This is a genomic window from Pelovirga sp. C15f (assembly GCF_057178085.1).
Genome location: NZ_JBXUCV010000006.1, coordinates 1 through 13152 on the forward strand (window position 1 = coordinate 1; position 13152 = coordinate 13152).

A 13152-nucleotide genomic window follows, 5' to 3' on the forward strand; every position below is an offset into this window, starting at 1 on the left:
GGTCAACAGGGCGATCAGGGTATTACGTAACGTGGTTTTCATGGTGTCCTCCTATAAAGAGCAGCTGAAGATCAGCATGCCGTATTGTTGACATGCTATAAAGCAGGGAGCGTGCCAATCTTCGGAAACTTCTCCACAATAATCTTTAACCACATGAATCTATTGAGAAAAAACTTTTATGAAAGCTGGCAGGGGAGGCCTGTGATGCATTCTTATTCCCTGGAGATATATAGGTAAAATATACAGGCGAGCCATCGAAATCCTCCGGAAGAGCTCCCTGTTTTGGCATAACTTATTGATATTTAACAAAAAAATAAGTGTATAAAACAATCAGATGATTTTTTTGTACACCGATATGTCATTGAAAAAATATTCACCCATGAAAATCGCGCCATCGTTCCTCTACCCTTTTTTGTTGTAAGGGTTCATTCCTTTTATGACATCTGCCTGTGTTATAATCACCTTTTTAATGCGCTGCAGGCCTCACCTATCTTACGTCAGGAGATTGAATCATGATTGTGGACCTGAAATACGGCACGGGCACCATTCCTCTCGAATATCCACAAACACCCAACTTCAAGGGGGTCCTTTACCCGGCGGAAGCCTCGGCGCTGAGCGACCCCGCTGCTGAAGTGGATCGCTCGCTCACAGCACCCATCGACTCAATGCCGCTGACGGAGATGGCGCGGGGTCGCAAAAATGCTGTCATCGTTATCAGCGATATCACCCGCCCGGTTCCTAACCAGATGCTGCTACCGGTCATTATCGCCCGCCTCGAACAGGCCGGACTGTCGGCGGACAGCATCAGCATCCTGATTGCCACTGGTATTCATCGCCCCAACCAAGGGGCAGAACTGGAAAAGCTGGTGGGCGCCGACATTGCTGCCAACTACCGGATCATCAATCACATGTCGAAACAGGACGAAGATATGGTGCTGGTCGGCCACATTGGTGATGGGGTTCCGGCCCTTGTCAACCGGAACTATGTCGAGGCTGACCTGAAAATACTCACCGGCTTTATCGAGCCCCATATGTGGGCGGGTTTTTCCGGCGGACGCAAATCGATCCTGCCGGGCATATCATCAGTCAAAACCCTCGAGTTCATGCACGGTCCGGAAATGGTGGCACATCCACAAACCCGCTATGGAGTCCTTGATGGCAACCCATTTCATGAAGCGGGATTGGCAATCATGGCAAAAGCCGGTGCTGATTTCATCGTCAACGTCACCCTTGATACCAGCAAACGGGTCACCGGTGTCTTCTCCGGTCATCCGGTTAACGCCCATCTTGCCGGGGTGGAGTTTCTGTCGCAGCACTGTATGAAGGTTCTTGATGCACCACTTGATTTCGTGGTTACCACCAATGCCGGTGCGCCCCTTGACTGTAATCTGTATCAGACCGCCAAGGGCTTGTCCGGAGTGTCCGCCGCTACGCGTGACGGGGGTGTCATCCTGATCGCCAGTGAGTGTCCCGAGGGCTTTGGCAGTGACGAATATCAGGAGGTGTTTGAATACGCAACCAGTCCCCAGGAGTTTATCGACAAGGTGATGAACAAGGAATTTTTTGTCCCTGACCAATGGTGCGCCCAGGAAACCTATCAGGTAATGACAAAAAAAGAGGTCTGGCTTCATAGCGGCGGGATTGCTGCAGACACCCTGCGGCGTTTTCATTTTCACCCGGTAACCGACATATCGCAAGCCGTAGAACAACTGCTTGAGCGCTTCGGAAATGATGCCCGCTGGGCGATTGTTCCCGATGGACCGATGCTGATTCTTGATGTCAACTCTCATTAGGGCCATGAACTCGGTTCCTGGTCAGGTATAAACAGATGAACAGACGTACAATCATCAGCTTCCCCTGTCCCAAAGACTTCTGGCCGCAGGTTGAAGCCTGGGCGGCTGAAACCGGATTTCACTTGAACTGCCGGAACGGTGAACAACGGACTTACCGCAAAGGAAACCGGCTGGTGATGGCGCCAATCTGGGTGGCGCTTCGCCGCGAGGAGAAAGAAGTGATCCTTGAAACCTGGGTTGTCGCCGACATGTTCCTGATCCTCAGCGCTCTGGCAGGCAAAAAACCCGAAACCGGCATCGAATCGGGGGGAGTGACGGCCATGCTGCCACGACGCCGCGCGCGCGAAGCGGTCAATATCCTGCTACGTCGTTTTGATCAGAAACTCATCACCTGATTTTTAAGCGCACCGGCGGTTATTCAGATTCGATGGGAGGGTTGGAAGAGGGGCATGACAATGCTAAACAGCAGACAGAAAACCTCAGGCAGACGGCAACTTATGCTCTTCCTGAGCATCCTGCTTATTGTTGCCGTTTCCTGGTCCGGCTACATCGACCGGCAGACGGAAAACTATGTCAACAGAGCAACGGTTCAGGCCCTTGCCGCTTTTGCCACCGCCAGGGTACTGAATGCCGGCATCACCGTTGCCAAATCAGTTCAAGTCGGTGCTCTGGTCAGCGTGCAACCCCTGGAGATTCTTGATCCGGTCCATGATCTGGTCGAGCAATATTCAGCGATCATGAAGCTGGCCATCGGTTCTCTCGTCATTCAGAAGGTGATGCTTGAGCTGGTGGCAACCGGATTTTTCAAAATTCTTCTGAGCTTGCTGGCTGTGCTGTTACTGGCAAGCCTATTGATCGGCAAGGAATACTTTTCAACCATGATCTTCAGGTTGTTCCTGCTGGCGTTTCTGGTCAGGTTTTTGCTGATTCTGGCGGTCGGGCTGAATGGTCTGGTTGATGAGGTATATGTCAATAAAAAGACTCAACAGAACATGATAGAACTGGAAATTTTGTCGCAGGAGGTTGATGACCTGGCCGCATCCGAGGTGCCCGGTGAAACATCATGGCAGTCAGGTATCGCCGCTAAACTTTCCGCTGCAAAAGATCTGCTCAATTTCGAGAACCTGAAAAATAAGGTCGAGGTTGCCGTACCGGCCATGTTGAACCTGATGGCCCTGTTTATACTTAAAACCCTGATTCTGCCACTATTGTTTTTGTGGGTACTGCTCCGTGGTTTCCGCTCTATCTGGGGACTGAGCCTGGGTTCTTTAGGCCTGACCGGAAGCGACGAAATGACACATCCGGCCTGACCATAAACGGACCGCGTACGGTAATGATTGCAGTACCGGTCGCTCTTGTATCCACTTGCAGCGGTTGCAACCAATCATTCAAGTTGTGGCTTTGGTCCTGACCGCATCGACGGTTCTCTTTACAGGCGCCGATTTGCCGACCAGCGGGCGGGAACTTTCAAAACTTCCGTCCCAGAGTCCCTGAAAGAACTGTCTGGCGTTTTTACCCAGAGAGCGATTGTCATACCCTCCTTCCTGAATCACGACAGTTGGCAGACCAAGGCTTCCCAGCTTTTTTCCGTTCGTAAAAAAATCAGCGGGTTTCAAACTCCAGGTCCCGGTCGGGTCGCCGTTTGCCGTATCAAGCCCCAGCGCAATCACCAGAAAGGTTGGTTTAAAGCGCTTGATTCTGCGAAGCGCTTTATCCAAAGCAGTGGCATAGCCATCCCCATCCAGATGTTCAGGCAAGGGTATGTTCAGATTGAAGCCTTTGCCATCCCCGTCACCGGTTTCATCATCAAAACCGTTAAAATAAGGATAGGCAAAACGTGGATGTCCGTGGAGCGAGATGGTCAGCACATCACTGCGGCGGTAAAAAATATTTTGTGTGCCGTTGCCGTGATGGTAGTCGATATCAATGATGGCGACTTTACCCTGGCTGCAAAGCTCCTGCGCCGCTAAAGCGGCATTATTGAAATAACAAAACCCGCCAAAGGCACGGTACTCAGCGTGGTGCCCCGGAGGTCGCACCAAGGCGTACGACAAGTGCTGCCCGCCAAGCGCCAGGCGTGCCGCCGTCATGGCGCAGTCGGCAGCCCGCTTGGCTGCTGGATAAGCATTGTGGGTCAGCGGCGTGAAGGTATCGATGCAGTAATATCCGGCTTTGACCGCTTTTTCCCTGGGTGGTCGCGTTGCATTGCGAATCGGGAACACGTAGGGATACAAGGCTTTTTTCTCCGGTAGCCCGGAACACATCAATTTCAGATAATCGACAAAATCAGCGGCATGAATTTTTTTTAAATGGTGCATGGCAAAACGCCTGACCGGAGCGCGATAGAAAAGCCCGGTCGGCTCGATCTCCTTTAAGATGGAACGGATACGCACCGGCGATTCTACATAACCGCGTTCGCGGATATGGTGGATATCATGCTGATCATTGACAATCAGTGCAATCTGTCGGTCCACAACCGGCTTGGCCTGAGCCTTTATCGTCGCGCCTGTTTTTTTAAGATAGCGAAAATTCCGCAGCTGGACGGGATCTTCTACAAACGAGGCGACAACCATATCAATGTAGGCTTGGGAACAAATAAGGGCATACTTCCGCTCCAGAATGGCCCGAACAATCTTCTTCACTTGCTGTTGAGGCAGTTCAGACACTTCCCCCAGGCCGTCAAACACCAGATAGGGAGGGTTGTCGTCCCCTTCCTTGACCGGTGTCTCGTAAGCGCTGCCAATGATGGGACGCGCACCGTACTGCTCGTAAAATTTCAGACGCGCTTTATTCTGCGCTAAGATAGAGGGGTCGCGACAGAGCTTCGGATCGTCGGGCAGGCATTCCATGAAAATACGGCTTTGTTCATTTGAGGGTTGAATAAATATATTTTTTACAAGAGGGAGATTGCGTCCTTTGGTTGAAAACGCCTACGATGAACAGCTCTTTGTGAAGTTGGCCCAGGTTGAAAATCAATAGCCTCAATCGAACTTTCCGTTTTCGGCCATCTCCTCCAAGGTTTTTATGTCAGGGCCGAATTCAACGAAGCGACCTCTTTTTTGAGATTGTTGTCCCGTATTGCCGGTGTAATAACCTATTGCGGTTGAGGGCATACTTTTCTGCCAAGCCGGTTTAGGGGCGACAAAAGTTCGGTTGATTTCACGGGCGTTTTTGGCATAGAGAATCCTTGCTCGTATGACTTCAAAACTGTACCCCCGACCAATCCTGTTCGCCACCTTCATGACCCCGTTCATCGCTTCTGTGTAGCTATTGGTTATGTTCTCAGAAGCATCCCAGTAAGCAAAGATGTCGTCGTAATGATTATGGACAGTCTTTATCAGCGACTGAAATGCCTCCATGTTATCCGGGATCACGTTCGACCACGCCTCGAAGGTGGACATGGCCGCACTTTTATCTGTTTCATCATAGATGCTGTAAAAGGCCTCTTTAAGGTCGTAGGCCATTGCTATCTCTGGATAATGCTGGCGGACAAGATCCAACTCGTATTTTTCCTCTTCTGTGAGCTTGGATGGCCGCTTTAAAGTCAGCCACCGTACCGATTTTTTGAGATGCAGTCGCTCATTCTTATCGACGGCTTTCTGTAGCTTTTTTCTCTCATGCTCCAACGCCTCAGATGCCATTTTCACGACATGAAACTTATCGATGACAAGTTTTGCGTTGGGAATGAACGGTTTGAATGAACGTTTAAACGGCCTCCACATGTCGGTGCAGACCCATTCGATGGCATCCTTATTCGGCATGCTCTTGAAGAATGGTTTTAGATGCTCCTGTGTTCTTTTCTCCAGAAGGTTATAAACGGAGTTTCTGGCGAGATTCGTAATGATACAGCGCATTCCCCCTGCGATATTCAGTTCATCAATCCCCATGATACGAGGAGTTTCGAACATGATCTGCTTATCAAGCTCCTCGATGAGATCCAGAGTAATGTTCCGGACTGTGTTTACCGCCAAACCTGTCTGATCTGACAGGTCATGAAATGATCGCGACAGGCAAGACGCACGGATATTGTTGATAAGTCGTTGGGTGGTGTGTCTTTTTTCGTCCAGAAAGGACAATTCGGGAAGATGTATTTTTCCGCAAGCATGACAGCGGAAACGTTGCCGGGTTATTTCGATAGCTACCGGCCTCATCTCTATTGGGGTGTCGGCAAAAGAGTTTGTTCTTTTCCCATGCCGATACATAGGTCGAGCACAATCTGGGCAAAGAGGGACCTCTGGAACCTCTGCCTCAGCGCTAATTACAAGCGCCCGCCCGTCCTCACGAATATCTACTGGGATTAACCCAGGTAGCCGCAGCAGGTCGATCATTTTTCAGTCTCCGAGAGACAAGGGTTTCCCAGATTTCACAGCATCGTAGACCATATTGATGTAGGCACCCATCGCCTGCTTGTCGGCTTTCAATAAGTGTGTTGCCAGGTCCTTATGTGAGGTCATGGCTCTGACAATCGCCCGCTGAACAGCTTCTGGCAGATCTCCCTGCATTGCTTGGGATCGGGTGTTGTGCTCTACCTGAGCCATCACCACATCGTTTTCCGAGACAATGCGCTGGGTCTGGTTAAAGAAGTCCACTTGATCCTGGATAGGCGTTGCGTCACCAAAAATCTGATTGAGGTGAGAAATGATTTCGGACAACATCTCTTTCTCACGGTCACGTCCCTGGCTTGACCCCGGGCCGACCGGCTTAAGGTCCAAATCTTCCTCTTCCGGGGGTTCTTCCGGTTTTTCTTTCAATTTCATATCGAACCCTGTCAGAGCTAAACCCTTCAGATCAACATTCTCGATAGAGATCCCATCCAGTCGTTTTGCCAGAAGCTTGGCAAAGGCGGCAAAATTTTCCAGATCAGGATCACCAAACTGAATCAACTGTGTCACATAGGCATAGGTGCGGCAGAAGCGACCAAGGTTCGCCTTGAATAACATTAAGGTTTCGCGTTGTGCGGCATGCTCGCTGCGCTCATGCTCGGCATGTTCCATCCCGTTAGCGTCGCCCTGAATGCGTGCCTTCTCATAGACACCTTCCCATGTGGCAATCGCACTGTTCAGGCTGTCGAGCTTCTTGTTAAACACGTCGGTTGGCCGCTGGGTTGCCGCATACAAAGCTTTATGGATGGTGTTCTCGGCAATGTTGCTGCGAATCAACTTAAAGCGAGCCTGCTTGAAAGCTTCAAGATCGGATTCATCGTAAATAGCTAGGTCATCAAGATGATTTTTAATGACGTACACAACGTTCGGATCTTGGACGGCATCAATCTGGGCGCCGGCATCATAGCGCCTGAACGCTGCCTGAACGACTTCCGGGCTATTGATGAAATCAATGATATAGGTGATGTCTTTCCCGGCATGAGTTCGATTCAGGCGGGAGAAGGTTTGGACGATCTCGACCTCGTTGGCAATTTTCTTATCGACATACATGGCCACCAGTTTCGGTTGATCGAATCCAGTCTGAAATTTGTTGGCGACCAGCATGACCCGGTATTCCGGACGTTCGAACACTTTACGCAAGTCACTGCCATGAATGCCTGGGTTCATGGAAATTTCGGTGAATTCATCATCTTCCTGAACTCGGAGAACATCATCTTTAAGTCGCTCATCCCCAGGATGATTAACCTCTTTTCCTTTGAGTTTCCCCGAGAAGGCCACAAGCGCCTTGATGTCCCGATATTCCGGATGGTCTTCAATGTATTTGTCAAAAGCGACCTTGTATCTGACAGCCGCTGCCCGCGAGCTGGTGACCACCATGGCCTTGGCTTCACCACGCAGCAGATGTCCTACGTTTTGGGCAAAGTGCTCAATGATGAACTCCACCTTCTGCGTGACATTGGTTGGATGCAGGGTCATCCATTTCGCCAGAGCGCGGTTAGCCTGCTTCTTGTCAACACGCTTATCGTCTTTGATCTGTTCGCTCAGATTGAAAGCCACCTTATAGGGAGTGAAATTCTGCAGCACGTCGAGGATGAAACCTTCCTCAATGGCCTGCCGCATGGGGTAGCGGTGAAAGGACTTAGGTGGATTGTCGTCTGCTAAAGGCTGAGACGGGTCTGTAGGTCGTCCAAACAGCATCATGGTGGAATGTTTGGGCGTTGCAGTGAAAGCAAAATGACTGACATTCTTGGGGCGTTTGCGAGAGTTCTGGATATGCTCCAGCAGCTCTTCAATCGTCATCGCTCCCATCTCTCCCTTATCCTTCAGCGAGAGGGTCGCTTGCAGCTTTGAGGCGGTGGTGCCGGTCTGAGAGTTGTGGGCTTCATCGATGATGACGGCAAACTTTTTGTCCGCCATGCTTTTTTCCGTCAAGATCGCTTCCATGGCGAAGGGGAAGGTCTGGATGGTCACCACAATGATCGGCGTCCCATTCAGTAGAGCCTCAGTGAGCTGCTTGCTCTTTGACTTCGAGCTTTTTTGCCGGTCAATTGCTGCAATTACCCCGAACTGATGATCAATATCCTTAACGGCCTCCTGAAGCTGGCTGTCCAGAACATTCCGGTCAGTTACGATAATGACGGCATCAAAGATCGCATCGCCCTGATCGTTTCGCAGACGAATCAGATCATGGGCGGTCCAGGCAATGGTTGATGTCTTGCCGGAGCCGGCACTGTGTTCGCACAGATATTGCTGCCCCGCGCCGTTGCCTTTGGCGTCAGTGATCATCTTGTTGACGGCATCCCACTGATGAAACCGGGGGAAGATCAGCGTTTCTGCGGTGAACCAGGTTCCTTGAGCATTCTGTTTCTTTTTCTTCTCGGTATAGACGAAGCTATGGAAGATTCGCAACCAGGCATCAGGTTGCAGAACCCGCTCCCAAAAGTAGGCGACAGGATATTCGCCGTCTTTCCGAGTAGGATTTCCTGCACGCCCTTCGTTCCCCATGTTGAATGGCAGAAAGTACGTCTTGTCGCCATCGAGTTTGGTGGCCATTCGAATGTCCGAGTCGGACATGGCAAAATGAACGACAGCTCCACGCTTGAAGGTAAGCAGGGGTTCTTTGCGTTTCGTCTTAGGGTGAACGGGCAGGCGGTCCTTGCGGTATTGCGCCATAGCGTCATCAACGGACTGGGTGAAGTCGGTCTTCAGCTCGACTGTTGCGACCGGGATACCGTTGATAAAGAACACCAGGTCGATAGCCCAGGCATGAGCAGGGTTGTATTTGAGTTGGCGCACCACACGCAGACGATTGGCCCTGTACCGTTCGATAACGGCCTGATTGCGCTTATCTTCCGGGGCCGCTTCGCTCATCTCCAGGTGGCCGCCTCCAGCAACACTAAAGCCTCGCCTGAGAACCTTGACCGTTCCTTCGGTTTGCAAGGCACTGGCAAGACGATCCAGTAAAACAACGTCGGCACGCAGTCCATTGTTGGCCTTCAGCTTCTCCCATTTCTCCTTCTGGGAGGTTTGCACCCAGGCCAGAACGTCTTCGGGGTAGAGGGCGCGTTCCGTGTCGTAGTCGGACGAGGTGCCTTCAAGCCAACCTTGCTTCAGGAGCTGGTCGACGATATAGGATTCAAACTGTATTTCGTGGTGTGGTTGGCTCATTTACCCCCCTATAGACCAATAAGCTTCTTAAATGCAGACCAGCCCACATCTCTCAAAAGCCTGTTAATGGTGCTGGAAAACACTTTATTTTCCGCTGTGAAATGGAGGCTGGCTCCAGTTTTATGTTTGAAGTGCTGGAACAGGTGCTCGATGGACGCCTGTTCATCCTCCATGTCGCCAGTCGTAACCCAGTGCTTTACTGCTGTGATAATTTCATGCTCGGCAATCTGGGTGCCAAGAACAACCGCTTTTCTTTCCGGGTCTGCTTGCCAATGGGCGATGAGGAGGCCTCTTTCCTGTCCCTCTGGATCGGGGTGAGGAATAAAATATGTGCCATCGGTAATTCTCTGTGCGGCGAACAGGTGATCATCAACCTGGCCGCCTTGGAAATGCGCAAGGTTACCTAGAAACAAGATAATTCTCTGACTTTGCGTGTCTTTACTCATGCCGGAACCGCTTCGGATTGGGGCAAAGAGACTTCCCTTCTCACGTCAATTTTGCCGGTCACTGCGGCCGTGATCAGGGCCGAACGACGCTCTTTTAGCAGGTCGATGCTACGCTGGGTTTTCTGGATCAGGGTGTCGATGCGGGAGGTTTCGCTTTTGATGTATCTGGAAATGTTTTTCTGTTCATTCTCTTTAGGGAGCACGATAGGAAGCCTTTTGATGTCACTGAACTTCAGAGACTGCCTCATCCCTCCACCCATTGCATAAAACACTTTCTGGATATCATAAGAATGCAAAAGGTTGTTGAAATAGACTGGATCTATTTTGTCTGGGATAGCTGCAACGTAAGCGGAAGTGATAATCCCTGTTTCCTTGACAAGGCCCGTCCGCAAACTTCTTTTGTCATTTTGCAAATCTGTTAGACGAAAAATGGTATCGCCAGGTTGGACGACTTGATATGTCTCAAAAGACTCCGGTAGAAGCCCGTTAGTAGTGTTGATGTCTTTTTGAACTATTCTTCCATAGCTGAGCGAAAGCAAGTTGTCTTCGACCATTCCTTTATTTGACTCAGATCGCTCGGATGCTACGCTGAACAGAGGTTTTACTTCCCACCCCTCCGGCACCTCTCCTAACCACTCAACCCCGCTATCCTTCATCTTCACGTTCGGATCGAGCCCCTTGGTGACGGCATGGGTGATCAAGGCCTGGCGCTTTTCCTTGAGCAGTTCTATGAAGCGGGTTTTCTTTTCAACGAGGGTGTCGATGCGGGTGGTTTCACGGTCGATATGATCGCAAATAAACTTTCTCTCGCTAGAGGAAGGAACTGCAATCGAGAAGTTTCTCGTAAACTCATCCGGCACACGCTTGAGACCACCCGCTCCGGTCATGGCACCGGCACCAAAACCCATAAACTGGGTGCTCTTCAGAACATAATTCAGATAACGGGCGTTGATGTTGGTATGAATTGGTCGCAAAACAGTCAACTCTGTGGTACCAAATCCTGCACCACCCTCTAACCCTTGCATTAATGCACCTTTTCCATTTTCAAAGCACGGTGTAACCTTGGCAAAAGCCACGTCACCGTCCTCGAAGTAGGAATATCCATTACGTACATCTTTCACAGATCTCTTCTGCGCTAGGTTCAGAGTACCGTCCTCTCCGATTGCTTCCATCGGCAAAAAGGACACTTCGCGACTTAGATTACTCAAAAGGTCCGAACGAATAGATGGATTCAAGGTCGCGACAAACCGCAGTCGCTTCACCTGCCACCCCTCCGGCACCTCTCCTAACCACTCAACCCCAGAGTCCTTGTACGACGGATATGGCTTGTAATGACTCATTCCGTCACCTCGTCCAGGATCTCCTTGATCTCTGCCTCAATCTGCTTCAGATCAGCATCGATGTCGTGGAGGGGTCGTGGGGCTTCATATTTATAGAAATAGCGATTGAAATTGATCTCATACCCAACCTTGCCGATTTCGCCGTCACGGTCGTCAGTGTACGTTTCATCGATCCAGGCATCAGGGACATGGGGCAGGACTTCATCGGCGAAATAGTCGCGGATATCGGTTCCCAGCGGGACCTGTTCGTAGTCGGTCAGGTCCTTGTCAGGTTCAATATCACCATTCTTATTCATGACCGGATCCCCTGAGGGGTCTTTCTCACCTAACGCTTTGATGATCGCGTTCTGGAATGCTTTGGTGACTTTCCCGAGCCGGAGATTTTTCAAGGGTTCATCCTGAACAATCTTTTCGGCCCAGGCATAAGGCTTAGTTGTGCCAAAATAGTCGGAAAACAATTCATCCCAGGCCGCCTGCTGTTTGGCGTCGAGCTTGTCCCATGCTTTTTCGCCATGTAGCCGATCCAAGCCTTCCGGCGATACATGGAGCGCCATCCGCAAGGGGCGCATGATGCGAATTCGACGATAGCCAAACTCCTGATAATCCATGATGCGATTCAAATCGTGGTCGTCAAAGGCATCGTAGATACGAAGGATCTCATCCATTTGTTCATCGCTGATCTCGCGGCGCTTGTTGCCCTCAGCTTTGCGCATAGGGGTATGCAGTTCGGTGGCATTGATCAGTTGAACCTTGCCCTTGCGCTCCTTGGCTTTTTTATTTGTGACGATCCATAAAAAAGTGCCTATACCGGTCCGGAAAAAAATATCAGTCGGCAAGGCAACGATGGCATCAATGTAGTCATGCTCCAACAGCCAACGGCGAATCTCCGATTCGCCCGACCCGGCTCCTCCGTTAAACAGGGGTGATCCAGACAGAACAATGGCCGCACGACCGCCACCCTCTTCAATCCGCTGCATCTTGGAAACCAGGTGCTGCAGGAACAGCATGGAGCCGTCGCTGATACGTGGCAGTCCCGGCCCAAAGCGACCGGCAAGCCCAAGCTCCTTGTGTTCGTTATTGACCACATCAGCATCCTTCTCCCACTTCTTACCGAAAGGAGGATTTGAGAGGCCGTAATGAAATTTTTGCGTAGAGAGCTGATCGTTGGACAGAGTGCTACCCAGCTTGATGTTCTTGGTATCGAACCCCTGAATCATCATACTGGTGAGGCACACAGCATGGGTTTCCGGCTCAAGCTCTTGTCCGAATGGGACGAGACGTGGCGGGATTTTGTTCTTGTTCTGCATCTCCTCAACGTAAGAGATGGCATCGCTGAGGAATCCACCTGTACCGCAAGTCGGATCGTACAATGAGCGGACGATGCCGGGTTTCTGCTCGAACAACTCAGAATCCGCATGAAGTACCAGTGCAGTGCCAAGGCGAACCACGTCACGCGGGGTCATGAAGTCTTCAGCCGCTTCATTGACGGCCGCTCCGAAACGCCGGATCAGGTGTTCGTAGACATTACTCATTATCCGGTTGGGAACGATATCGGGATGCAGATCGATCTCGGCGAAGTTTTTGGCAATTTTGTAGAGAACGCCGGCCTTATCCATCTTGGTGATGGTATTGCCAAAGTCGAACTGCTCAAAGATAACCCTGGCGTTATCGCTAAACTTGGAAATGAAGTCTTCCAGGTTCTGCCGGGTCTTTGTTGCACCCAGGGTTGCCAAAGTGTAGTTGGACGTGTTGTAGAAGGGGTAGCCTGAAACCTCCGGCATAATCAAATCCATGTCGATGCCGGAATCTTGATGCTCTTCGTAGGCAGCCAACACCGCTTCCCTTGTTGGCTCCAGAACACATTCGAGTCGTCTGAGTAGGGTGAAAGGCAACAACACTTTACCAAAGTCCGTGTGCCGAAAATCCCCCCAAAGGTCGTCAGCGTTCTTCCAGATAAAGTCTGCGAGTGATGAATGTCCGTTACCTGCTACTGCCATGCTGTGGTCTCCTTTCAACCCTAGAT

The 13152-nt window shown here is 50.7% G+C and carries 9 protein-coding genes; 3 read left to right on the forward strand and 6 right to left on the reverse strand.

Features of this window, described 5'->3' with window-relative positions:
* Positions 1-512: 512 nt before the first annotated feature.
* Genes AC1931_RS12520 through AC1931_RS12530 form a run of 3 tightly spaced genes read left to right on the forward strand, consistent with a single transcriptional unit; the run spans position 513 to position 3103 of the window.
* Positions 513-1793: a nickel-dependent lactate racemase family protein gene (locus AC1931_RS12520; RefSeq protein ID WP_483877612.1), complete on the forward strand. Its 1281-nt coding sequence runs from the start codon at positions 513-515 to the stop codon at positions 1791-1793.
* Between the two features lie 35 nt (positions 1794-1828).
* Positions 1829-2188: a hypothetical protein gene (locus tag AC1931_RS12525; RefSeq protein WP_483877613.1), complete on the forward strand. Its 360-nt coding sequence runs from the start codon at positions 1829-1831 to the stop codon at positions 2186-2188.
* A 60-nt stretch (positions 2189-2248) separates the two neighbouring features.
* Positions 2249-3103: a hypothetical protein gene (locus tag AC1931_RS12530; protein WP_483877614.1), complete on the forward strand. Its 855-nt coding sequence runs from the start codon at positions 2249-2251 to the stop codon at positions 3101-3103.
* Positions 3104-3181: 78 nt separating this feature from the next.
* On the opposite strand, the gene AC1931_RS12535 is transcribed toward AC1931_RS12530, so the two are convergent.
* From AC1931_RS12535 to AC1931_RS12560, 6 genes are all read right to left on the reverse strand, one after another.
* Complete coding sequence (locus AC1931_RS12535; RefSeq protein WP_483877615.1) at positions 3182-4642, reverse strand: histone deacetylase family protein; 1461 nt, start codon at positions 4640-4642, stop codon at positions 3182-3184.
* Between the two features lie 132 nt (positions 4643-4774).
* Positions 4775-6121, reverse strand: a complete 1347-nt coding sequence (locus AC1931_RS12540) for an ISL3 family transposase (protein ID WP_483877616.1) — start codon at positions 6119-6121, stop codon at positions 4775-4777.
* Positions 6122-6124: 3 nt separating this feature from the next.
* On the reverse strand, positions 6125-9343 hold the full coding sequence (locus AC1931_RS12545) for a type I restriction endonuclease subunit R (RefSeq protein WP_483877617.1): 3219 nt from the start codon (positions 9341-9343) through the stop codon (positions 6125-6127).
* Positions 9344-9351: 8 nt separating this feature from the next.
* The gene (locus AC1931_RS12550; protein WP_483877618.1) at positions 9352-9789 is read right to left on the reverse strand and encodes a hypothetical protein; all 438 of its coding nucleotides are present in this window, start codon (positions 9787-9789) and stop codon (positions 9352-9354) included.
* On the reverse strand, positions 9786-11129 hold the full coding sequence (locus AC1931_RS12555; RefSeq protein WP_483877619.1) for a restriction endonuclease subunit S: 1344 nt from the start codon (positions 11127-11129) through the stop codon (positions 9786-9788). The genes AC1931_RS12550 and AC1931_RS12555 overlap by 4 nt, the downstream gene beginning before the upstream one ends.
* A complete protein-coding gene (locus AC1931_RS12560) occupies positions 11126-13126 on the reverse strand; it encodes a type I restriction-modification system subunit M (protein ID WP_483877620.1) in 2001 nt (666 codons plus the stop codon). The genes AC1931_RS12555 and AC1931_RS12560 overlap by 4 nt, the downstream gene beginning before the upstream one ends.
* Between the last annotated feature and the right edge of the window lie 26 nt (positions 13127-13152).